General features: G+C 42.2%; 26 protein-coding genes. 1 reads left to right on the forward strand and 25 read right to left on the reverse strand.

Going from position 1 to position 22409, the window contains the following annotated elements; genetic code table 11:
- Positions 1-2: 2 nt before the first annotated feature.
- From NQ560_RS08435 to spoIVB, 5 genes are all read right to left on the reverse strand, one after another.
- Positions 3-647 carry a vitamin B12 dependent-methionine synthase activation domain-containing protein gene (locus NQ560_RS08435; RefSeq protein WP_005330265.1) on the reverse strand — a complete coding sequence of 215 codons (645 nt, stop codon included), beginning with the start codon at positions 645-647 and terminating at the stop codon, positions 3-5.
- Positions 648-662: 15 nt separating this feature from the next.
- The gene (gene metF / locus NQ560_RS08440; RefSeq protein ID WP_005330262.1) at positions 663-1544 is read right to left on the reverse strand and encodes a methylenetetrahydrofolate reductase [NAD(P)H]; all 882 of its coding nucleotides are present in this window, start codon (positions 1542-1544) and stop codon (positions 663-665) included.
- On the reverse strand, positions 1534-2970 hold the full coding sequence (glgA, locus tag NQ560_RS08445) for a glycogen synthase GlgA (protein ID WP_040015212.1): 1437 nt from the start codon (positions 2968-2970) through the stop codon (positions 1534-1536). Before glgA ends, metF begins: the two co-directional genes overlap by 11 nt.
- Before the next feature lie 68 nt (positions 2971-3038).
- On the reverse strand, positions 3039-3830 hold the full coding sequence (gene spo0A / locus NQ560_RS08450; protein WP_005330257.1) for a sporulation transcription factor Spo0A: 792 nt from the start codon (positions 3828-3830) through the stop codon (positions 3039-3041).
- A 114-nt stretch (positions 3831-3944) separates the two neighbouring features.
- Positions 3945-5009, reverse strand: coding sequence for a SpoIVB peptidase (gene spoIVB, locus NQ560_RS08455; RefSeq protein WP_040015211.1), 1065 nt, complete (start codon positions 5007-5009; stop codon positions 3945-3947).
- A 67-nt stretch (positions 5010-5076) separates the two neighbouring features.
- Between spoIVB and NQ560_RS08460 the strand changes: the two genes are divergently transcribed.
- The gene (locus NQ560_RS08460) at positions 5077-5259 is read left to right on the forward strand and encodes a hypothetical protein (protein WP_040015210.1); all 183 of its coding nucleotides are present in this window, start codon (positions 5077-5079) and stop codon (positions 5257-5259) included.
- A gap of 94 nt (positions 5260-5353) precedes the next feature.
- Here NQ560_RS08460 and recN read toward each other — a convergent pair whose 3' ends face one another.
- The 20 genes from recN to NQ560_RS08560 all read right to left on the reverse strand — a co-directional run bounded on the left by recN (position 5354) and on the right by NQ560_RS08560 (position 22394).
- Complete coding sequence (recN, locus tag NQ560_RS08465) at positions 5354-7030, reverse strand: DNA repair protein RecN (RefSeq protein ID WP_005330251.1); 1677 nt, start codon at positions 7028-7030, stop codon at positions 5354-5356.
- Positions 7031-7489 (reverse strand): arginine repressor, encoded by a 459-nt coding sequence (argR, locus tag NQ560_RS08470; RefSeq protein WP_005330250.1) that lies wholly within the window; start codon positions 7487-7489, stop codon positions 7031-7033. It abuts the gene before it with no gap.
- Between the two features lie 4 nt (positions 7490-7493).
- Positions 7494-8330, reverse strand: a complete 837-nt coding sequence (locus NQ560_RS08475; protein ID WP_040015209.1) for an NAD(+)/NADH kinase — start codon at positions 8328-8330, stop codon at positions 7494-7496.
- A 4-nt stretch (positions 8331-8334) separates the two neighbouring features.
- Positions 8335-9147: a TlyA family RNA methyltransferase gene (locus NQ560_RS08480; RefSeq protein ID WP_005330246.1), complete on the reverse strand. Its 813-nt coding sequence runs from the start codon at positions 9145-9147 to the stop codon at positions 8335-8337.
- A 3-nt stretch (positions 9148-9150) separates the two neighbouring features.
- Positions 9151-11013: a 1-deoxy-D-xylulose-5-phosphate synthase gene (dxs, locus tag NQ560_RS08485; RefSeq protein ID WP_005330245.1), complete on the reverse strand. Its 1863-nt coding sequence runs from the start codon at positions 11011-11013 to the stop codon at positions 9151-9153.
- Between the two features lie 12 nt (positions 11014-11025).
- The gene (locus tag NQ560_RS08490; RefSeq protein WP_005330244.1) at positions 11026-11928 is read right to left on the reverse strand and encodes a polyprenyl synthetase family protein; all 903 of its coding nucleotides are present in this window, start codon (positions 11926-11928) and stop codon (positions 11026-11028) included.
- A complete protein-coding gene (xseB, locus tag NQ560_RS08495) occupies positions 11912-12127 on the reverse strand; it encodes an exodeoxyribonuclease VII small subunit (RefSeq protein WP_005330243.1) in 216 nt (71 codons plus the stop codon). The genes NQ560_RS08490 and xseB overlap by 17 nt, the downstream gene beginning before the upstream one ends.
- A complete protein-coding gene (xseA, locus tag NQ560_RS08500) occupies positions 12120-13331 on the reverse strand; it encodes an exodeoxyribonuclease VII large subunit (protein ID WP_005330242.1) in 1212 nt (403 codons plus the stop codon). Before xseA ends, xseB begins: the two co-directional genes overlap by 8 nt.
- 86 nt (positions 13332-13417) lie before the next feature.
- Complete coding sequence (gene nusB, locus NQ560_RS08505) at positions 13418-13816, reverse strand: transcription antitermination factor NusB (protein ID WP_005330241.1); 399 nt, start codon at positions 13814-13816, stop codon at positions 13418-13420.
- A complete protein-coding gene (locus NQ560_RS08510) occupies positions 13817-14200 on the reverse strand; it encodes an Asp23/Gls24 family envelope stress response protein (protein ID WP_005330237.1) in 384 nt (127 codons plus the stop codon). It abuts the gene before it with no gap.
- A gap of 96 nt (positions 14201-14296) precedes the next feature.
- The gene (locus NQ560_RS08515) at positions 14297-15901 is read right to left on the reverse strand and encodes a peptide chain release factor 3 (RefSeq protein WP_005330235.1); all 1605 of its coding nucleotides are present in this window, start codon (positions 15899-15901) and stop codon (positions 14297-14299) included.
- A gap of 212 nt (positions 15902-16113) precedes the next feature.
- On the reverse strand, positions 16114-16740 hold the full coding sequence (locus NQ560_RS08520; protein ID WP_005330233.1) for a SpoIIIAH-like family protein: 627 nt from the start codon (positions 16738-16740) through the stop codon (positions 16114-16116).
- Complete coding sequence (locus NQ560_RS08525; protein ID WP_081445637.1) at positions 16741-17385, reverse strand: stage III sporulation protein AG; 645 nt, start codon at positions 17383-17385, stop codon at positions 16741-16743.
- Positions 17333-17716, reverse strand: a complete 384-nt coding sequence (locus NQ560_RS08530) for a stage III sporulation protein AF (RefSeq protein WP_005330230.1) — start codon at positions 17714-17716, stop codon at positions 17333-17335. The genes NQ560_RS08525 and NQ560_RS08530 overlap by 53 nt, the downstream gene beginning before the upstream one ends.
- Positions 17717-17777: 61 nt before the next feature.
- A complete protein-coding gene (locus tag NQ560_RS08535; RefSeq protein WP_005330226.1) occupies positions 17778-18911 on the reverse strand; it encodes a stage III sporulation protein AE in 1134 nt (377 codons plus the stop codon).
- A 110-nt stretch (positions 18912-19021) separates the two neighbouring features.
- Positions 19022-19408 carry a SpoIIIAC/SpoIIIAD family protein gene (locus NQ560_RS08540; protein WP_005330224.1) on the reverse strand — a complete coding sequence of 129 codons (387 nt, stop codon included), beginning with the start codon at positions 19406-19408 and terminating at the stop codon, positions 19022-19024.
- A 38-nt stretch (positions 19409-19446) separates the two neighbouring features.
- Positions 19447-19641 carry a stage III sporulation protein AC gene (spoIIIAC, locus tag NQ560_RS08545; protein ID WP_005336645.1) on the reverse strand — a complete coding sequence of 65 codons (195 nt, stop codon included), beginning with the start codon at positions 19639-19641 and terminating at the stop codon, positions 19447-19449.
- Positions 19642-19703: 62 nt separating this feature from the next.
- Positions 19704-20222 (reverse strand): stage III sporulation protein AB, encoded by a 519-nt coding sequence (locus NQ560_RS08550; protein ID WP_005330218.1) that lies wholly within the window; start codon positions 20220-20222, stop codon positions 19704-19706.
- Positions 20216-21166 (reverse strand): stage III sporulation protein AA, encoded by a 951-nt coding sequence (gene spoIIIAA, locus NQ560_RS08555; protein ID WP_005330216.1) that lies wholly within the window; start codon positions 21164-21166, stop codon positions 20216-20218. The genes NQ560_RS08550 and spoIIIAA overlap by 7 nt, the downstream gene beginning before the upstream one ends.
- Before the next feature lie 124 nt (positions 21167-21290).
- Complete coding sequence (locus NQ560_RS08560; protein WP_040015208.1) at positions 21291-22394, reverse strand: hypothetical protein; 1104 nt, start codon at positions 22392-22394, stop codon at positions 21291-21293.
- Positions 22395-22409 lie beyond the last annotated feature (15 nt).

Consider the following 22409-nt stretch of genomic DNA (forward strand, 5'->3'; position numbering starts at 1 on the left):
CGTTAATTCCTCCGGTAAATACAATCTTTTTTACTGCAGGATTCGCATCCTTCTTCATGACAGTGAACCTCTTCCCTGCCAAGTCCAATAACTGCTGTTACTGATTTCGTAGGTGTCAGCATACTGCTTTCAGTCATAGTAAGTCCAATCTTCTTTGCACAATCCAGCATTCCGAGAATATCCTTTTGGTGTAAAATACTGAAATCACCGTATCCCGGGCTAAATCTCGGACGCAGGAAATATCCCTGTGAGGTCATCTCTTCTTTCAGACTTTTCTGCCAGTTATTTAAATATTCCTCCAGCATTGCTGCTGCACAAGCCTGTAAAACAACTGTTCTGGACATTTCTGTCAGAGAATAACGCTTCATCAGCATATCAACTTCTACTCCAAGCGTTGCACCAAGCATCACGACCTGGGTACAACCTTTCATATTCTTTGCCAGATTCCTGCTTGTAATTTCAAGTCCTTCAATATTCAAGTGTTCTTCGTCCGATACCTTTAACTCAAAGATGCGATAGACGATTCTCCTCTTAGCGACCCGTTCCAGGTCTTCAAATGAATCCCGGATCAAGGCTAACGTCTGATCGTCTACCGCATGTTTTCCATATCCAAGATAACGGACCGCTTCTAATGTCCTTTTATCCATGTTCCAACATCCAGTCTAATCTTCTACTTTTAATATTGCTGACAGGTTATTCATGATTGCTTCTGCTACATCCGGTTTATTCATAGAATACACATGAATGTGATTGATACCATTGGCGATCAGGTCAATAATCTGATCTGTTGCATACGCGATTCCCGCCTGCTTCATTGCCTCAGGATCATCTCCAAACCGATCGATAATTGCCAGGAATCTCTGTGGAACTGCTGTCCCGGATAATTCCATAGAACGTCTTAACTGCTTTTTATTCGTAATCGGCATGATTCCCGGAAGTACCGGAACCAAAATTCCTTTTTCACGTATACGATACAGGAAATTATAAAAAATATTATTATCAAAAAACATCTGTGTTGTCAGGAAATCAACTCCACAATCTACTTTCGTCTTCAGATTGCTGATATCGTCTTTCTTATGCTCCGTCTCCACATGGCCTTCCGGATAACATGCCGCCCCGATGCAGAAATCTCCCTGCTGTTTGATATCTTCAATCAGTTCACATGCATAACGATATTGGTTCGGAAGTGGAAATGCATTATCTTTCGGAATATCTCCGCGAAGCGCTAATATATTATCAATGTTCTTTTCTTTTAACTTATCAATGACCCGATGTACTTCTTCTCTTGTAGACGACACGCACGTCAGGTGCGCAAGACTTGTTACTCCAAAATCATCTTTGATATGAGATGCAATACTTACAGTGTTCTTACTTGTTCCACCGCCTGCTCCATAAGTTACACTAATAAACGACGGCTTTAATGCCGCAATCTTCTCAGCAGCGGAAAGCACACTGTCATATCCTGCATCTGTCTTCGGTGGAAAGATTTCAAATGAAACCTGTGGTGTCTGATCTTTTAAAATGTCTCTTATCTTACATGTCATCGTATAATTCCTCATACTGTTTTGCAGAACTCTTCCATGAAAAATCCTTACTCATTCCCCGTTCTACAATCTTATTCCAGTCTCTCTTCTTGTCGTAATATATTTTTTCTGCATAACGCACAGTTGCCATCATCTCATGTGCATTATAATTTGCAAAGCTGAATCCTGTTCCAGTCTTCTCATATTCATTATATGGCTCTACCGTATCCTTAAGTCCTCCAGTCTCTCTGACAATCGGAACCGTTCCATATCTAAGGCTCATAAGCTGACTCAGACCACAAGGCTCAAACAGTGACGGCATCAGAAATGCATCACATGCCGCATAGACCTTGTGAGACATTGCCTCTGAATAATAAATATTCGCAGATACTTTATCCGGATATTTCCATGCATAGTGGCGGAACATATTCTCATACTGCTCCTCACCTGTTCCAAGCGCAACAATCTGAATTGCATCCTGACACAGTTCATCCATCACACAAGCGATCAGATCAAATCCCTTCTGATCTGTCAGTCTGGATACGATACCGATCATCAGCTCCTTATGGTCCTGTGCAAGTCCAAGCTCTTTTTGAAGTTCAATTTTATTCTTAATCTTCTCTTTCCGGAAATTCTCTACACTGTAATTCCTGTAAATATCCTTGTCTGTCTGCGGATTATATACATCATAGTCGATTCCATTCACAATACCGGAAAGGCTTGCCGACCTGGCCTGCATCAGTCCTTCCAGCTTTTCTCCGTAAAACGGAGTCTTAATTTCCTCTGCATAGGAGTTGCTGACAGTTGTCACTTTATCTGCATAGACGATACCGCCCTTTAACATATTGGCATCATCATAAGATGTCAGCTTGTCCGGTACAAAATAATACTCCGGAAGTCCGGTAATGTCACGCACTTTTTTTGCATCCCACATCCCCTGGAACTTCAGATTATGTATCGTCATCACAGTCTTGATTCCGCGGTAATATTCATTGGAATACCGAAAATTATCCAGAAATATCGGGATCAGTCCCGTCTGCCAGTCATGGCAGTGAATGATGTCCGGTCTGAAATCAATGACCGGAAGAGCACTCAATACTGCTTTTGAGAAAAATGAAAACTTCTCAACATCTGTATACATCTCTCCATATGGTGCAAAACCATTAAAATAAAATTCATTATCGATAAAATAAAAGGTGACTCCTTCATACTCTGTCTCCAGAACCCCGACATACTGTGTCCGCCAACCAAGATCCATATAAAAATGCGTCTTATACTGAAGCTTTTCCTTCCAGGATTCTTTCATACACATATACTTTGGAAGCATGACTCTTACATCATATTTTTCTTTATCAAAGAATTTCGGTAAAGAACCTGCCACATCTGCCAGACCTCCGGTCTTAATAAATGGCACTGCTTCTGAAGTGGCAAAGAGTATTTTTTTCATAATAATTTCCTCCCGATTCCACGATATATGAATCATTATACAGTATTTTTTTTCAGAAGAAAAGCCTTTTATCTATGTTTATATTCTAAACGTATCGTATCTGCGATAAGTGCGATGAATTCAGAATTGGTCGGTTTCCCTTTTCCACCATTCACAGTATATCCAAACAGCTCGTCCAGAGTATCTAATTTTCCTCTGCTCCACGCCACTTCAATTGCGTGACGGATTGCACGTTCCACACGGCTTGCCGTCGTCTGATGCATCTTTGCAACAGTCGGATATAATACTTTTGTCACTGCATTTAATACATCCATATCTTCAATTGCCATAAGAATCGCATCTCTCAGATAATGATATCCTTTGATATGTGCTGGAATCCCTATCTCATGGATCATATCCGTTACACGATTTTCCAGATTTATCTTCGGCTCCGAAGCTTCTGCATTTCCAACCGGTGCAAATGATTTTGCTTCCGGCACATGATATTTTCCAGCTTCACGGATCTTGTCCAGCACCATCTGATTACTGAACGGTTTCAGAATATAGTAAGAAGCACCTTTACGAAATGCATCTTCTGTAATCCGCTCCTGTCCCACTGCAGTGATAATAATAAAACTTGGATGTTTTCTGATATCATGATCCCGATTCACGGTATCCATAACACTTAATCCATCCATTTTCGGCATAATCAGATCTAATAGTACAACATCTGGCTGTTTTTCCTTAATCAGTGTATATACATCTTCTCCATTATTGGCTTTCCCAACCAGCTTCATCTCTTTGTTATTTTCAATCATTTCGCCAAGCAGATCCAGAATTCTCTCATTATCGTCTGCGATTGCAACAGCTATTTCTCCCATATTCCAAAATCCTCCTCGATTTTATTTCTCGTTGGATTTTATTATAATTTTCTCCTTTTTTCGAATCAAGAAATTGCTGTCGGAAAGTTCTATCACTTCTCGACACGGTATTTTTTATTCCGACTCATTTATCATAGATTCTGCAAAAATGCCATAACCTTTTGTCGGATTGTTGACAAAAACGTGAGTTACTGCGCCGATTAGTTTTCCGTTCTGGAGGATTGGACTGCCGCTCATTCCCTGGATGATCCCGCCCGTCTCATCCAAAAGCAACGGATCTGTCACTTCGATTGTCATGCTTTTATTTACTTCGCCCGACCACAGATTGACTTGTGTGATTAAAATATTATATTCTTTTATTTCTCCATCCACAGCACAGCGAATGATAGCAGGCCCTTCTTCTACCTCTTCTTTTTTTGCCAGTTGTACCGGAGTCTGATTTGCGAACAGGACATCAACCCGGTCAATAGTTCCAAAAATTCCTGCCTCTGTATTCTTCTTTATTTTTCCAAGCACGTTATAATTATTATAAACAATGATTCCTTCCATACCACCAGGTGTCCCATTCACACCTTTTTGGATTTCCTTAACACTTGTCAGATATAGTGTTCCATCGGAAATATTAAGAAGCTCCCCTGTATCGATATCATGGATTCCATGTCCCAGCGCGCCAAAATGACTGTCCGAGTCCAGATAAGTAATGGTCCCAAGTCCTTGTGCATTATCCCGCACCCAGATTCCGAGTTTTTTTGTCCCATCTTCACACTGGATCATATCCATTTTTACATGAATCGTCTCCCCCTTCCTGCAAATATCTAATTTTGCTTTTTGTTCCGAGAAGGAACTTACTGCTTCAACCAGTTCATTTTTAGTATTGATATCTTTGCCGTTAAATCCAGTGATGTAATCTCCGGCTTTTACAATATGAAGCGCCGGTTCATATTCTGCACCGTCTTTCCCTTTGATTTTCTGTGTATCCAATACCATAACACCTTTTGTTTTCATATAAATCCCTACCGGCATGCCACCTGGAATTACCAGGTCTTCTTCAGAGGTCTGAGCGCTCACCTCTCGCCTCATGGCATCTTTTTTCTGCTCGATCAAAAGATAGCTTCCACCTACCGATACAAAAAACACCAATGCCATAATTAAAATTCGCCGATACCAATACTTTTTCATACACTCTGATCCTCCCATGTTTTTTACAAAAAAATCTCAATCAGCATCCTGCCGGAGGCTATATCAGATGAGTATGGACTTTCTGCCACTGATACTGATTTTTTTGCTTGCCATCTACAACGGCAGGAAGCATCTCACATCTGATAGAACAAAGAATGTGCCTTGGCACATTCTAGCGCCTGCGGCGGTCGCTTGCGACATCATCATTGAACGCCGCAGTGCGCATCCTGCCGGAGGCTTTTTTATATAATAGGAAATGCAATTTCCTATTATATAAATAAAGACAAGTGTCCCTCAATCAGAACACCTGTCTTAGTATGTGTATTATTTGAATTTCAATTCTTTTATTTTTTGATCTGCGCTGCCAGTTCCTGCATTTCTTTTGCATTCTGTCTGACCGTGTCCGTAATCTTAGCACCGCCAAGAATTCTCGCCAGTTCATCGGTAGATTCTTCCGCCTTAAGTTCCCTGATAGATGTCTTTGTCTGACCATCTGACACATTTTTTTCGATCATAAAATGATGATCTGCCATAGCCGCAATCTGTGCAAGATGTGTGATACAGATGACCTGATGCTTTCTGCCGATCAACGCCATCTTCTCAGACACTTTCTGTGCTGTTCTTCCACTTATCCCCACATCGATCTCATCAAAAATCAGCGTCGGAATCTCATCCCTGTCAGCCATAACACTTTTGATCACAAGCATAATTCTGGACAGTTCTCCACCGGACGCTACTTCCACAAGCGGACGCACCGGCTGTCCGGGATTCAAAGAAATCATAAACTCTACGTCATCAGAACCATTTGCAGAATAAGAACCAGACTTTTCAAATGCAATAGAAAATTTCACATCTTCAAAATTCAGATCTGCAAGACCTTCTGTAATCGCCTGTTCCATAATCTGCGCCTGCTCTTTTCGGATCTTCGTCAGCTTCTTTGTCACTTTCTCAAGCTTCTGCTCTTTTTGTTCCAGATCTCGCTTTAAATCCGCAATATAATTCTCATAATCTTCCAGTTTTTGTATCTTTTTCTGTTGTTTTATTCCATAATCCAGAATTCCTGCAATATCCGTGCCATATTTCGTCTTCAAACGGTTGATCTCATTAAGGCGCTCAGTAATTGTCATATAATCTTCTTCTGAGAACTCCAGACTATCCTGATAATCGGAAAGATCATGATTAAAATCATTTAACAGACTGTCTATCTCCATCAGCTGGCTGTACAGATTTCCTGCTGTCTCATCAAGATTACTGACTGGTGCCAGCTCCCGGATCGCGCGGCTCAGGCATTCGCTTGCACTTCCGGCTTCCCCACTCGTATAAGTATACGAAGCCGCAGTACTCTCAGCAATCTTTCGTCCATTTTCCATGCGTTTGAAGGTTGTCTCCAGTTCTTCATCTTCTCCTTCTTTTAACATGGCATCTTCAATCTCAGATACTTCAAATTTTAAGAAATCCAATTCCTTTGCACGGCTTGATTCGTCCATATCAGCCTCATCCAGAGTCTTTTTACATGTACGATATTCCTGATAAGCCGAAGCTGCCTGTTTTTTTATATCTGCAAGATAATCCCACGCAAATGCATCGACAAACCCGAGATGATTCTTTTTATATAACAGAGACTGATGTTCATGCTGCCCGTGAATATCGATCAGAATAGCAGCTACTTCCTTTAAAACAGCAATTGTTACAGTCTCACCGTTGATCCGGCTTACACTTCTGCCATCCATTAATTTCCGGCTCAAGATCAAAAGGCCATCCTCCGGATAAATACAAAGTTTCTCCAAAGCTTTCAGACGGCTTTTTTCCGTCACAGTAAAGACCAGCTCCACCAGTGCATAATTCTCCCCCTGACGGATCAGATCTTTTGTGTATCTTCCACCCAGTGCCAGATTTACAGAACCCAAAATAATAGATTTTCCTGCTCCCGTCTCACCGGTCAGAATATTTAACCCTTCTGCAAATTCTACTTCTATCTCATCAATCAATGCCAGATTCTTTACGTGTAAACTCTGTAACATCTATTCCTCCTGCCGAACAATTTTACGAATCTTATCCATCACCTTCGGAGTATCCTCTGTCGTGCGGATTGCACACATAATTGTGTCGTCTCCGGCAATACTTCCCACGACCTCGCTCCAGTTCATAGCATCAATAGCCAGGCATACAGCCATCGCCATTCCAGCCACCGTCTTGATGACCAGAATATTCTGTGCCATATCCATCGACATATATCCGTCTCTTAAAACACGGATATATTTTTCACTCATGCCATTGCCACTTTCCTGATGCAGCGCATATTTCTGTTTGCCGTTCTCAGCTGGAATCTTGGTAAGTTTCAGATCCCGGATATCTCGGGACACCGTTGCCTGAGTCACTTTAAATCCTTCCCGGTTCAGATAATCTGCCAATTCCTCCTGGGTCTCAATATGATATTTGCCAATCAGTTCAATGATCTTAGCATGTCTGTTTACTTTCATATCTCTAATTTCCTTTCATCTTCCTTCGAAGCGTTTCCAGAAAACTATCCTGGTTCAATTTTATAATTCTTGTCTGGGCTTCTGCCTTGCGGATCTCTACCATATCACCGGAAGTCAGCTCCACTTCGTCCACACCGTCAAATGCCACGTATGCCTCATCTGGGATTCCATGTTTTCCTTCTCCGATCTGTATCACGATCTCATCTTCTGCTGACAATACAATACTGCTTGTATTTAACGCATGCGGACAGATTGGTGTGATCACGATCATGGATGCCGTCGGCTCTACGATCGGACCTCCCGCTGCAAGGTTATACGCCGTAGATCCTGTCGGGGTAGATATGATCACTCCATCTGCTTCATAGGAGTTCAACAATTCTCCATTTACAAAAAGTCGGAAATGAATGACTCGAACAGCCCCTTTTCTTGCAACTACAATATCATTCAAAGCCAGATCCATTCGCTCTCCGTCAAAACTGCCTTCTAACATCATTCGTTTTTCTACCGTATATCTGCCTTTCACAACACGTTCCAGAGCTCCCTCAATATTCGTTAACTCTACTTCTGTCAGATATCCTAATGTTCCCATATTGACTCCCAGAATCGGGACATCTCTGCCACGCAGAGCACGCGCCACCTCAATAAAACTTCCGTCACCCCCAATAACGATCGCATAATCAAGATCCGGTGGTATCTGCTCGGAAACAATGGCATTATTCTCATCTTTTGGACACTGCAGACATATCTTTCCTGCCTGTGTCAGATACTCTTTGACCTGATTCGTTATTGCATAGTCTGCATCTTTGCCATCATTTGTTACAATCAACACTCTCTCTGCCATATCTTTATTCCTTTTTTGCGAGGTTCCCAAATGCCTCATCTACAATTTTTTCAATCTGAATTTTTTCATTTATATCGCCCGGCTCTTCACATTTTTCTAACTGGACAAGATATTCAATATTTCCTTCCGGTCCTTTAATTGGTGAAAATGTAAGATCCAGCACATGAAATCCATGGGTAGACGCATAGTCCAAGATCATGGTCACAACCTCAATATGTGTACTCTTTTCGCGCACAACTCCTTTTTTACCAACTTTCTCTCTTCCCGCTTCAAACTGTGGTTTAATCAGTGCTACAATCTGTCCTTTGTCTGTCAGATAATCACGAATCGGCATCAGCACTTTTGTCAGGGAAATAAAGGATACATCAATTGATGAAAAATCAACCGGCTCACCGATATCTTCCGGTGTCACATAACGGATATTCGTCTTCTCCATGCAAACTACACGCTCGTCCTGGCGAAGTTTCCAGTCTAATTGTCCATGACCTACATCAATGGCAAACACCTTGACCGCGCCATTTTGCAACATACAATCTGTAAATCCACCTGTAGAAGAACCTACATCTGTGCAGACTTTTCCTTCTACAGATACCTGAAATTCTTTCATTGCTTTTTCTAACTTAAGTCCGCCGCGGCTGACATAAGGCAGTGTATGGCCACGCACTTCAATCTTAGATTCTTCTGGGAATGTTGTTCCTGGTTTATCTTCTTTCTGGTTGTCCACATAAACATTTCCAGACATGATAATAGCTTTTGCTTTTTCTCTGGACGCGGCAAGATTTCTCTTCACCAGCAACACATCCAAACGTTCTTTCATCTTCTATAACTCCTTATACGTCTCTATAATTTTTTCAGACATACTCTCACTGTCAATTCCTGTCATCTTACGGAGCACATCAACACTTCCATGTTCAATGTAATCATCCGGGAGTGCCAGTGTCAGGACGTGTGACGGAAGCATTTTTCGCATCACGTATTCTGATACACGCTCTCCGCATGCTCCGGTCTGGACATTTTCTTCAATCACTGCAATCAGTTTGTGTGTCTGACAGACTTTTTCTATCATTGCTTCATCGATTGGTTTAATGAAACGCATATTGATAAGTGTCGGCTCATATCCTTGTTCGATCAGTTTATCTCTTGTCTTCACAGCCTCCTCGAACATATGACCGACGCTTAAAATTGCAATTTCTTTTCCTTCAAAGATCCATTCGCTCTTTCCGTAACTAATCCTTTCCCGGCATCCTTCATATCCGTCGTAAGCCTTTCCTCTCGGATAGCGGATTGCCACTGGCGAATTCATCTGAAGCGCAAACCGTAACATATCGGCTAATTCCCATTTATTCTTCGGTGACATAACGGTCATATTGGGAATATTGGATAAAAATGACAGATCAAATATTCCCTGATGAGTCTCTCCATCGCTTCCGACAAGACCCGCACGATCTACCCCGAATACCACCGGCAGATTCTGCAGTGCCACATCGTGGATTAACTGATCATATCCTCTCTGCAAAAATGAAGAGTAAACTGCAAATACAGGCTTTAATCCTCCTGCTGCCAGTCCCGCAGCAAATGTTACACCGTGTTCTTCCGCAATTCCAACATCAAAAAAACGATTCGGATAATGCTTCTTAAATCTGGCAAGTCCGGTTCCATCTGCCATGGCAGCTGTGATTGCCACAATATCTGGATTTCTGGATGCCTCGTCACAAAGCACTTTACCAAACACATCTGTATAAGTATCTCCGTCTTTTTTTGCAAGTACCTTACCGCTTTCTATGTCAAAAGGTCCGATCCCGTGAAATTTATCCGGTGCTGTCTCTGCAGGTTCATAGCCCTTTCCTTTTGTTGTCATAACATGAAGGAGTACCGGACCTTCCACTTTCTTCGCTTCCTTAAGAGCTTTGCAGAGCATTGGTAAATTGTGTCCCGGAATCGGTCCCAGATAAGTAATTCCCATATCCTCAAAGAACATGCCTGGTACCACAAGCTGCTTGATACTGCTCTTCGTCTTCCGGATATGCTCAATCATACGGTCTCCCATGACCGGCACCTGCTGCAAAGCATTTGTCACACCTTTTTTCAGTCCGGTATAGATATCTGCCGTCCGGAGATTTGCCAGATATCTGGACATTCCGCCTACATTTTCTGAAATGGACATATGATTGTCATTGAGTACCACAATAAAATTCGTCTTCAGATTCGATGCATTGTTCAGCGCCTCATATGCCATACCTCCGGTCAGAGAACCATCGCCGATCACAGAGATAACGGTATAATCTTCATGTTTTAAATCTCTTGCTCTCACATAACCAAGTCCTGCAGAAATCGAAGTAGAGCTGTGTCCTGTATCAAATGCATCACACTGGCTTTCTTTTCTCTTCGGGAATCCGCTCATACCGCCGTAACTTCTTAAATCTTCAAATCCTTCTTTTCGTCCGGTCAGTAATTTATGTGTATAGGACTGGTGTCCAACGTCCCAGATAATCTTATCCTTTGGCAGATCACAGATCAGATGCAATGCCATCGTAAGCTCTACAACGCCAAGATTGGAAGCCAGATGTCCTCCTGTCTTGCTGACCTTCTCTACAAGGAATTCACGGATCTCTCCTGCAAGGCACTCCAATTCCTCGCTGTTTAGTTTTTTTATGTCATTTTCCTTTTGTATTCGTTCCAGCATACTGGTCCCCCTCTATTTTTTCCTGTGAATCAGCTCCATAAGCAATTCTTCCAGATATGGATTCTCATTCGGAAGTGTCTGAAGCAGGCTGATCGCCTCTTCCGATTTTTCTTCGACCACTTTCTTTGCATCGTCAATGCCAAGTAATGTTACATAAGTAGTCTTCTCATTCTTTTCATCACTATGTATCGGTTTGCCAAGTTCTTCCTGGGTGCTTATCACATCGAGAATATCATCTTGCACCTGGAATGCCAGTCCAACAAGGCTTGCAATACGCTCTACCGTCTTTACCTCTTCCTGGCTTGCTCCACCAAGAATTGCTCCGATCATCATAGCAGCTTCGATAAGTGCTCCGGTCTTTAATTCGTAGATCGTATCTAACACATCTTTTGAAACAGCATGCCCGGTCTCTTTTACATCGATGACCTGACCTCCAAGCATTCCGTAAATTCCGGCTTTCTCACCAAGTACGCGGATTGCATTTCCGATTGTCATACTATCTTCCGGTTCCAGAACAAATGCTTTGACTGCTGTCTCAAATGCGTAATTCAACAAAGCGTCTCCCGCCAGAATCGCCATGTCTTCTCCGTATACAACATGCGTCGTCTTACGCCCTCTTCGATATTCATCATTATCCATTGCCGGAAGGTCATCATGTACAAGAGAATATGTATGAACCATCTCAATCGCTGCCATAAATGGCTCAATTACTTTTGAGTGACCGCCGAACAAAGTATAAGTCTCCTTCATCAACATCGGACGAAGTCTCTTTCCTCCGGCCAGAAGACTATATCCCATAGCTTCCATAATAATTTTCTGGTATCCCTTTTGCTTTGGCAGGTAATTCTGCAGAGAATCTTCAATCTCCCTGACTTTCTGCTCTTTTTGTACTTTAAAATCAAGATTCAAACTCATGTGTCTCTCCTTCACTATCCAATACAAGCATCTGCTTTTCGATTTTATCCATCTTATCATTGCATGCCTTTAACATATCAATGCCTTGATGATACATCTGAAAAGAATCTTCCAGAGATACTTCCGGCTCCTCCATAGCCTGGATCAGTTTATCCAGTTCCTGAAACATCTCATCCAGTGTTTTTTCTTCCTTAGCCATGGCGCTCCTCCTTTACACTCTCTACTATCATCTGAATGGATCCATCTGTCACATATGCCGACAGATGATCACCACATCTGACCTGTTCGATACTTCGGACTGCTTTTTTGTCCACATCTTCAATATATGCATATCCCTGATTCAGTTTCTGAAGTGGGGATAATCCTTTCATCTGTTCCATATAAACTGCAAACCGGTGTCTGTACTGCTCTACTTTGCGATGTAGCAGCATATGCAGCTTTTCTTCTGTATCCACCAGTCTCTGCCTGTCTTCTTGAAGCTTATGCTCAGGGTGCAGATACTTTAACTTCGTCTCATACTTCTCGATTCGAAGTCTAGATACCTCCATTTTTCTTCGCAGATAGCCCTGTAACTGACTTCTTCTTACATCCACCTGTTCCTGTGTCTTCCAGTAATCATACACTGCCAGTTCTGCTGCTGCAGAAGGAGTCGGTGCTCGAAGATCTGCCACATAATCTGCAATAGTCGTATCCGTCTCATGCCCTACCGCAGAAATCACCGGTGTCCGGCAGTAAAAAATTGCTCTTGCAACTTCTTCTTCGTTGAACGCCCACAAATCTTCAATGGATCCGCCGCCTCGTCCGACAATGATCACATCTATGTCATCCTGATCCAACATACGTATACCTTTTACAATGCTCTCTTTCGCGCCTTCTCCTTGCACAAGTGCCGGGTACAAAATAAGTTGTACAAAAGGATTTCTTCGTCTGGAAATGTTCATAATATCCCGGATTGCAGCTCCGGTCGGTGCTGTCACAACACCGATTCTTCGTGCATATGCAGGAATCGGCATCTTATATTCCGAAGCAAACATTCCCATCTCTTCCAACTCACGCTTAAGAGCCTGAAAGCGCTCATAAAGAACACCTTCTCCGTCCAAACGGATCTCCCTTGCATATAACTGATAAGAACCTCCTCTTTCATAGACATTGACCTGTCCGAGCACTACGATCTGCTGTCCCTCACACATACGAAAAGAGAGCCCGCCGCGCTGCCCGGCAAACATTACGCAGGCAATCGTTCCAGACTCATCTTTCAGTGAAAAATATATATGTCCTGAAGTATGGTATTTACAATTAGATACCTCGCCCTTCACATAGATACGGTTCAACATGTAATCCTGTGTAAACATGTTCTTGATGTAAGCATTCACCTGGCCTACCGTATATACATTCCGTGTCATTACACACCTCTATATTCAAGATTCGCCCGCGGGGCAACATGTAATGTTCTACTCAATCCCCCGTCAGGCGTATATCAGTCTGTTATTTATGACAGCCGGGCCAGCACACCATTGATAAATGCCGGGCCTTCATCACCACTGTATTTTTTTGCGAGCTCTACCGCTTCGTTGATTGCAACTCCTACCGGTACGTCCTCGTCATATTTCATCTCATAGACCGCAAGTCTTAAGATACTTAGATCCACCTTGTTCATGCGGCTTGTCTTCCAGCCTGTCACATGTTCATTGAGCATCTCATCAATCTCTTCAGATTTCAAGATGACGTTCAGAGCCTTGTCTCTGATATATGCCATGTCTTCCTCTTTTGGTTCCTGGTCAAGCTGTTCAAAATAAAGCTGCATCTGTTGCGGCATCTCCTGATCACTGTTAAATTCATAACTGAACACCATTCTGAAAATGTGTTCCCTCATCTCTGTTCTCTTCACTTATGCTTCCTCCGGCACATCAACTCCAGCTACACGGATATTCACGTCCGCAACCTCAAGTCCTGTCATATTTTCAATTGCAGCTTTTACCTTCTCCTGCACTTTTGCTGTAATATCTTTAATACTGTATCCATAGCTCATATTAAGAGCCAGTGTCACAGTCACGATGCCGTCCAGGACATCTACTTTTACACCTTTGGATAAAGATTTCATTCCAAGCTTTGCGATCAGCTCTCTTGTCGCATTCCCTGCCATAGAAGAAACACCTTCTACTTCCATAGCTGCAAGTCCTGCGATAATTGCTACAACTTCATCGGCAATCTTTACTTCGCCCAGATTCTCATCTGACTTTATTGTATAAGTTTTCTTTTCTTCTTTACTCATATCTACCAATCCTTTCGGTTTTTCTATACGTCCTTTTTAAGCATTTTACCACATTCGCATACATTTGCAAAGGTTCACGGTAAATATTTACAAACCTTATCGGGCAAATTCAGTCAGAACCAGTCCATCGTTACGCTCCTGGGTCATGCGGATACTCCACTCATTGACAAAAAGAAGAAGCGGACGGTCTTTTAAATCCTTCACTTTCTTCATATCAGAAGTACCTGAAAGTTTTGCAAGATCGAAGTCCTGCGGATTATCAATCCAGCGGATATACTCATATGGCAGATTCTCCAGTCTGATATCTACGTTATATTCATTCTCCAGACGATATTTTAAAACATCAAACTGCAAAACTCCTACAACTCCTACAATGATCTCTTCCATACCTGTATTAAACTCTTGGAATATCTGGATCGCACCTTCCTGCGCAATCTGATTAATTCCTTTGATGAACTGTTTACGTTTCATCGTATCGACCTGACGCACTCTTGCAAAATGTTCCGGTGCAAAAGTCGGGATTCCTTCATAACTGAACTTGTCAGAGGAGGTTGTCAATGTATCTCCGATTGAGAAAATTCCCGGATCAAAGACACCGATAATATCTCCACCGTAAGCTTTATCCACCATGTGGCGCTCACTGGCCATCATCTGCTGTGGCTGGGAAAGTCGTACTTTCTTGCCTCCCTGCATATGGAATACATCCATACCTGCCTCGAATTCTCCGGAACAGATACGCATAAATGCGATACGGTCACGGTGTGCTTTATTCATATTTGCCTGAATCTTAAATACAAATGCAGAAAAATCGCCTTCTTCCATCGGGTCGATCTCACCTTTATCAGACTTTCTTGGAAGCGGTGATGTAGTCATCTTAAGGAAATGCTTCAAGAATGTCTCTACTCCAAAGTTCGTCAGAGCAGATCCGAAGAATACCGGTGAAAGTTCTCCTTTACTTACCATCTCCTGATCCAGTTCTGCTCCGGCTCCATCCTGAAGTTCAATCTCTTCCTCCAGCTTTGCTTTCTGCTCTTCACTGATGAGTCCATTCAGGGAAGGATCGTCGATCGGCACAATCTGCACTTCTCCCTGTGTCGTACCCTTTCTTGTATCTGAGAATAATTCCACACTCTTTGTAGCACGGTCATAGACACCACGGAACTCCTTACCGGAGCCGATCGGCCAGTTGACCGGACAGGTCGCGATTCCCAGTTCATTTTCAATATCATCTAATAGTTCAAATGTATCCATCGCCTCACGGTCCATCTTATTGATAAATGTAAAAATCGGAATATGGCGCATCGTACATACTTTGAACAGCTTTCTTGTCTGTGCCTCAACACCCTTGGATGCATCAATGACCATGACCGCAGAATCTGCTGCCATCAGAGTACGGTATGTATCCTCTGAGAAGTCCTGATGTCCCGGTGTGTCCAGAATGTTGATACAATATCCTCCATAATTGAACTGCAATACAGAAGAAGTAACTGAAATACCTCTTTCTTTCTCAATTTCCATCCAGTCAGAAACTGCATGTTTTGATGTTGCTTTTCCCTTTACACTTCCCGCCTGATTGATTGCTCCTCCATATAGCAGAAACTTCTCAGTCAGAGTCGTCTTACCGGCATCCGGATGGGAAATGATCGCAAATGTTCGTCTTTTCTCAATCTGTTTCTTAACATCGTCCTTTATCTTTGACATATATTTGAATTCTCCTATCTAAACTGTCCCATCTTCACACTTCATATCTACATCATATTTTTTACATTTATTAAAGTTATGAACAAATGTGGACTTATCTCATGTTTCAATCAGCGACATACATTATAGCATAAGGAGACATTTTCCTCAACGAAAATTTGGCGGCTGTAGATAGCCGCCTTATCGCAAAGTAACAAGTCTGCGTAAATCGATTATTTTCCTTCTGCATATACTGGAGTGATTACAATATTCTGCGCTGCCACGCCTGTTTTCCTTGTTACAATGTCTTCAATCTGAGCCCGGTTTGCTTCCGTCAGTTCTGATGCATTAACAACAACGTCTGCAGAGTCCTCTGAAATACTGACTACAGAATCAAGAAAGCCTTTTGACGCCAGCATTGTCTCTGCTGCCGTTTCTTTTTCTGCAATCTCTGTCATGGCTACCATCTGCGCCACAGCGTCCTGCTTCTGGGCATCACTTAAAGAGTCACTGTCAATGATGCTCTGAAGCGTCTCCTTGTTCTTGGCACGCACCTGTTCTCTTGTGACCTTCGCCTGTGCAGCCACTGCCTGAGCATCCCCTGAAGTTAAGACCGCTTCGCCTGGATTGCCATCTACTTCGCCTTCATCGCCGTCCTGGCTTTTGATATCCCCGGAAGCACTGGCAACATCTTCATCAGAAATATCCAGAAGTTCTTTATTCGCAAGGTCACTGCCTGCCTCCTTCGTATTCTGAGATCCCGGTAATAATCTTCCGGAATAATTCAGATATCCTGCTGCTGCGATCATCACTGCAAGAGCCGCAATGATCAATTGATTCTTTTTTAAGATTCGCTTCACTTACTTCACCCTCCCGCCTTTCATTATTCTAATCTTATGCGTGTCTATCTCAAATAATGCCTGCACAGCTTCCGTAATATTTTTTACGACTACTGCATCGTCTCCGCCCGGCGCAATCACAATCACACCTTGTGCTTGAGGGGAAAGCTCCTTGCTGACATAAGGCTCCTGTACACCGGAAGTACTGCTTCCACTATTATAGACTGTCGTCTCCTGCGTGTCATGGCTGCTCGTTGTCCTACTGCCTCCCTGACTGTCCTGCTCGGACACATTTTCCTCATTGGACTTTCTGTCCTTTTCAACCACCTTTTCACCATCAGACTTCCAGGTAATCATCACCTGCACCTGTCCCGCCCCGTCAATCTGGGAGAGAATCCGTTCCAGTCGTTCTTCCATATAAGCTGTATACTCACTCTGCTTTGTCGTTCCGACACTGCTTTTTGACGAATTGGCCAGTGTTTTCTTAGTTCCAGTATTGCTGTCTTTCTTAGTTCCGGCAGGAATTGAAATCACGAGTAAAAGAATTCCCACCAAAAACACGATAAGAAGCTGGTCTTTTTTTACCTTTCCATGCTTTAAATGTTCAAACACCTTACGGATTTTCACTGCCGTGTCCGATTCGGATTTCCTCCACCTGGATTCCACCGGGCTCTCCCCCTTCCACGTTTTCACTTAGCTCATCTTCTGCGTTTCTGTTATCCTGAGATTTCATCACAGATTCCAATCCGGAGGTATTCTTTAACATCTCCTCTACCTGTGTCTCCATTGCATCATACTGATCCTGAAACTGAACAAATAGATCATCTGAAGTAAAGAATTTTATCACAGGCGATGCTATCAGAATGATCAGCACCAGTCCTGTAAAAAAATGAATGTACTTGCGGTCTTTCTCTCCTGGGACAAGCTGTAATACTGCCGTCATAAAAATCAGATATCCAGCCAGTTTCCACACCCAGTCATAACATTCCTGAACCACTTGTTTCTCCTTCCTGTTTCTGTCTTATGTCTTTTCACAGTTTCATTTTGCTGTAAAGCTTTTATGTTGTCCCAGTAGATGCCGCCACCAGTATAATTGTAATAAGGAACAACATTCCTACTGTAAACACTGCCCGGATCAAAAGCCTCATACCTTCTCCTACAGTCTCCATACATCCAATAATCCGGACATCTGATACCGGCTGCATCAGAGCTGCCGCCAGTTTATAAAGAAGTGCGATTGCCCCTATCTGTACAATCGGCATCAGGCAAAGAGCAAAACAGATAATTGCTCCCACTACACCTATTCCATTTTTCACAAGCACTGCCGAAGCAAAAATCACCTCTGTCACACCGCCAATCGCATCTCCGATCCCAGGTATTGCCTCAGTGCCCCTCGTCAACGCACTTCTCTTGACTGTATCCATAGCAGGACTTAAAAGGCTCTGCACCAGATTCAGCCCCACTACACCTGCCAGAATTGTCTTCATAATCCACACAAGTACAGTCTTTATCAACTCTGCCAGTTTGCTCAGATACGATTCCTTCGTCAAATAATTCAGCATACTTACTAAAATATAAATATGAATTGCCGGGAGCACCACATACTCCAGAAACATCTCTACCAGATATACAAGAAAAAGCGTCAGGCTGTAAAAAGAAATTGCAGTCACACTCCCTTTTGCGACTGCCACCGCCGGAAAATAAATAGGACCAAATACTGTCATGAACTGTATCAGATTGCTGATTCCTGCCTCCACCCAGTCCATGATGATCTGGCAGGAATTCAGACAAAGTGCCACAATCAGAAGATACATCACGTAAAAGCCGGTGTCTGCTGCCTGACCATTTCCAAATGCCCGGGCAAAATTCGTAAATACTGCCGTCATAATCGCCAGCATGAGAATATGTATCAGGTTCTGCCTGCTGCTCGCAAATGCATAGGAGAACTGTTCTTTAACAAGCTGCTTCAATAATTGAGCTGAAAATGTAATATCACCAGACAGAACTCCTATAAGTATTTCTTTAAAATCCAGCCTTTCCTTGGGAAAGAGTTCTTTTAATGTCTCATCAATTTCGCCGTAGTCGTACTGATCTGCAAACTGCCAGACAACACTTGAATTCAGTGCAGATTCATCGTTTATACCTGATTGCAGCTGTGATGCATAAACATTTCTCCCAATAAGTAACTCCATACAGAAGCACAAAAAAAGTATCCCTAATCCCACAAATCTCCGACACATAAATCTCCGGGAATTTTTCGTGAATTTTTCCACGTCCGATATTTTTCTTATCAACATACGCTCTACCCCAGAAACCCTCGTACAACCTCCAGAAGTGTCATAAGAATCGGAATACACAAAACCATGATCCCAAGCCTTGCAAATATTTCAATCTGAAGTGCAACTGACTGATATCCTGCATCTTTACAGATTGTAGACACAAGTTCCGACACATAAGTAATTCCAAGCATTTTCAATAAAATTGCGACATATGCATAATCTAAATCCAAATCCTCTTCCAACTTATCAAATGCATGGATCAATATTTCCAGATATCCCAAAATTCCGCCAAAAATTAAAATTCCCAATACAACACTTATATAAGTGCTATATTCTGTTTTCCCATTTTTAAACTGAACTGCCAGAAGAACTCCGGCAACTGCGAGAGCCCCTACTTTCAAAATACTCATGTAAGATGCCGCCTTTCCTTTTCGCGCTCACTGCTCTTTTACAGTGTAAACAATCTTTGGATCGATTCAAAAAGTTCATATATGTAAGGTACAATCCAAAATAATACAAGAATCAGGCCTGCAAGGCTTGTCAGAAATGCCTGTTCCTCTCTCCCACTGTGTTTGAGCACCTGACTTATAACAGACACAAGAATTCCAACTGCTGCAATTTTGAAGATTAAATTGACACTCATAGTTACCTCCTGATTCACATTCGCAGCTCATGGTTTTTCATTTACAACTAAATATTCCTTTGTTATATCAAGAATATGGTAATCAATATGCCTGCACTTGCTCCTAGACAAATTCGCACTTTCATTCGCATTTGAATATCTTTTCTCATCTCGTCCATCTGTAATTCTATTTGTTTCAAATAACGTTCCATGGACCAAATCTGCATCTGCCGATCGGCTCCTCCAAGATTTCTGCCCAGCATTTTTAAATGGTTTAAAGCTTCCATACCAAGTCCGCTTTCCTTCAAAAAACCATTGACATTATCCTCCCATATTTCAGAAAATGTCTTTCCATCTCTTCTTTCCATCTGTATTTTCATTCCAAGCAGCCAATTTCGATATGGTGCATCCATTTTTTTCGAAAGACATTCGAACATTTCTCCAAATTCCGAGCCCGCATAACTTAATTCATTTTTCATCATTCCAATCAAATGATATATTTTTCCTAACGCCTGATAGGAGTGTTTCACTTCTTCTGCTTTCCAGATTCCAATCCCGGTCATAGAACTTACTATAAAAAGACTTCCAAGAAACTTTAACATATAGCAGTTTTTTCCTCCTGATCCTGATACAGAAGCGAACCTCTCTCATCATAAATTTCCTGAATCGTTCCTATCTGTGGCTCATTTCCAAGTAATACATAACGTTCAAATCTTTTTTCCCGTATCAACCGATCAAATACTGGTTTCTTTTGTAGTTCCTCCATAGAATCTGCGTGAGCTGTTGCAATCATACGGCAGCCGCAATGCATTGCATATTCAATAGCATGTACATCTTCACTCCCTCCAATTTCATCAACTGCAATAACTTCGGGACGCATCGAACGAATCAGCATGATCATTCCCTCAGCCTTTGGACACCCATCCAGTACATCTGTACGGATTCCCAGATGATTCTGTGCCACACCTCTGTAACAGCCGGCAATCTCTGAACGTTCATCGACAACACCGACAGACATTCCCTTAATAAACTCATTGCCTTCTGAAATTTGTCGTATCAGATCCCGAAGTAGTGTCGTCTTTCCACAACCCGGAGGCGAGACAAGAAGTGTATGATACAATCGCCTGTGGAAAGTAATATAAGGCAATAGTCCATCTGCACATCCAAGTATTTCATGTGACATTCTCACATTGATCGATGAAATGTATTTTAAATTTTTCACCTTTCCGTTTTCCATTATAGCCTGTCCTGACAGTCCCACTCTATGCCCTCCTTCAATTGTAATATATCCCTGACTCATCTCACGTTCATAAGAGTACAGTGAATATCCACTGATGTAATCTAACATTTCCCGTATTTCATCTTTTGTGATGTAATACGGCCTGCCGTCTGCCTTAGGAATCACTTCATTTCCTCTGTACAGCAAAATCAAAGGTTTTCCGACCCGAAGCCTGATTTCCTGAATACTCTGGAAATCAATATTCTCTCTCTTAAGAACCTCCCTGAGCTGATGCGGCAAAATGGTTAAAATAACTTCTTCTTTCATGATTTCTCACCTCTTACTCTCAATATATGTAAATGGACAGGATTTATGACTGGTTTTTTTCACTAAGAAAGGATACCCTGTCTTCCAGAGTACCCTTAACTGTTGCCCGACACGAAGTATCATCTTAATAAGAATAAAACCATTCTGTACTTGCATCTGTAAATGGAAATATTGCATCTCCACTTCCTTCTGTTACAAGCATTTCTCCATAATTTACCATTGTATAAAACTCTCCCTCCCGTGTACCATCAGGAGTGTACAACACATAATGTACAACGAGTTCTCCATTTCTGAACTGGTCTGTTACCTCAAAAGTTCCCGACCAACATTCTAAATCATGTCCCATTTGACCATACTGGAATTCAAAATATTGATAATCTCCAAAATACATTCCGTATGTAATATTCTGTCCGGACTGATTTTTCAATTCTGTTGATAGCCATTGCCCGATCAGTCCAGGTTCTTCTCCTGCAGCCTCTAAAGGGGCACCATAACCTTCCGGATCACCGCATCCTCCGCATTCTCCGCCTTCATTCCAGACTGGTATCTCCAGATTATCATAAAGCGTGAAATCATAGATTTCCATCCCATCCAGATTATATGCATACAATGCCCCATCCATGAGACTTAATGATGGGGAGTAAGAAAATGTCTCTGTCCCTTTTGTCAATGTGATGACAACATTGTAACTCAGCTCACTGAGATTACACTTAAGTATCACAGGAGCTGCCTTTTGGCTTATGTACAATGTATCCCGGACCATTGCATTTGCATTTTCATCCCAATCAAAAGACTCAACCTTCATAGCATACTGAGTACTTTGCGGAACAATTGCATATACTTCTTCCCCGTTATAGGAAATGTAATTTTCTTTTGGGACATCTGCCAAAAAAGAATATTGTTCTTCATATTTTCCATTCTTCAACAGCGTCCGGACTTGATCCCGAAATGGACTGTTATCATCTGCATATCCAAGGTATGCGGCTGCCATTGGCATGCGGCTTCTCCTTAGATTCTTCTGAAGGTTTTGGAGTGACTGTTCGGATTTTGAAAGATCTTTGTTATCCGCTTTCACAGTTTCCTTTTTTCCCTGCTGGCTTTCCTGACGATTTTCCCGCTTTCTTTCCTGCTTTTTTTGTTTTCCATTACAACCAGAAAACGCCATTACCAGCACTAAGACTATAGAGATAAGCAATCTTATTTTTCTTTTATATAATCTCTCGTTCACTCTGTCACCTTCTTT

Source organism: Dorea formicigenerans, from assembly GCF_025150245.1.
Classification (GTDB): Bacteria; Bacillota; Clostridia; order Lachnospirales; family Lachnospiraceae; genus Dorea; species Dorea formicigenerans.

Bases quoted from the DNA above. Each gene is read 5' to 3' on its own strand.
- NQ560_RS08435 (WP_005330265.1), bottom strand. From the start codon at position 647: ATGGATAAAAGGACATTAGAAGCGGTCCGTTATCTTGGATATGGAAAA.
- metF (WP_005330262.1), bottom strand. From the start codon at position 1,544: ATGACATGTAAGATAAGAGACATTTTAAAAGATCAGACACCACAGGTT.
- glgA (WP_040015212.1), bottom strand. From the start codon at position 2,970: ATGAAAAAAATACTCTTTGCCACTTCAGAAGCAGTGCCATTTATTAAG.
- spo0A (WP_005330257.1), bottom strand. From the start codon at position 3,830: ATGGGAGAAATAGCTGTTGCAATCGCAGACGATAATGAGAGAATTCTG.
- spoIVB (WP_040015211.1), bottom strand. From the start codon at position 5,009: ATGAAAAAGTATTGGTATCGGCGAATTTTAATTATGGCATTGGTGTTT.
- NQ560_RS08460 (WP_040015210.1), top strand. From the start codon at position 5,077: ATGAGTATGGACTTTCTGCCACTGATACTGATTTTTTTGCTTGCCATC.
- recN (WP_005330251.1), bottom strand. From the start codon at position 7,030: ATGTTACAGAGTTTACACGTAAAGAATCTGGCATTGATTGATGAGATA.
- argR (WP_005330250.1), bottom strand. From the start codon at position 7,489: ATGAAAGTAAACAGACATGCTAAGATCATTGAACTGATTGGCAAATAT.
- NQ560_RS08475 (WP_040015209.1), bottom strand. From the start codon at position 8,330: ATGGCAGAGAGAGTGTTGATTGTAACAAATGATGGCAAAGATGCAGAC.
- NQ560_RS08480 (WP_005330246.1), bottom strand. From the start codon at position 9,147: ATGAAAGAACGTTTGGATGTGTTGCTGGTGAAGAGAAATCTTGCCGCG.
- dxs (WP_005330245.1), bottom strand. From the start codon at position 11,013: ATGCTGGAACGAATACAAAAGGAAAATGACATAAAAAAACTAAACAGC.
- NQ560_RS08490 (WP_005330244.1), bottom strand. From the start codon at position 11,928: ATGAGTTTGAATCTTGATTTTAAAGTACAAAAAGAGCAGAAAGTCAGG.
- xseB (WP_005330243.1), bottom strand. From the start codon at position 12,127: ATGGCTAAGGAAGAAAAAACACTGGATGAGATGTTTCAGGAACTGGAT.
- xseA (WP_005330242.1), bottom strand. From the start codon at position 13,331: ATGACACGGAATGTATATACGGTAGGCCAGGTGAATGCTTACATCAAG.
- NQ560_RS08510 (WP_005330237.1), bottom strand. From the start codon at position 14,200: ATGAGTAAAGAAGAAAAGAAAACTTATACAATAAAGTCAGATGAGAAT.
- NQ560_RS08515 (WP_005330235.1), bottom strand. From the start codon at position 15,901: ATGTCAAAGATAAAGGACGATGTTAAGAAACAGATTGAGAAAAGACGA.
- NQ560_RS08535 (WP_005330226.1), bottom strand. From the start codon at position 18,911: ATGGAGTTACTTATTGGGAGAAATGTTTATGCATCACAGCTGCAATCA.
- NQ560_RS08540 (WP_005330224.1), bottom strand. From the start codon at position 19,408: ATGAGTATTTTGAAAGTAGGGGCTCTCGCAGTTGCCGGAGTTCTTCTG.
- spoIIIAC (WP_005336645.1), bottom strand. From the start codon at position 19,641: ATGAGTGTCAATTTAATCTTCAAAATTGCAGCAGTTGGAATTCTTGTG.
- NQ560_RS08550 (WP_005330218.1), bottom strand. From the start codon at position 20,222: ATGTTAAAGTTTCTTGGAAGTCTTTTTATAGTAAGTTCTATGACCGGG.
- spoIIIAA (WP_005330216.1), bottom strand. From the start codon at position 21,166: ATGAAAGAAGAAGTTATTTTAACCATTTTGCCGCATCAGCTCAGGGAG.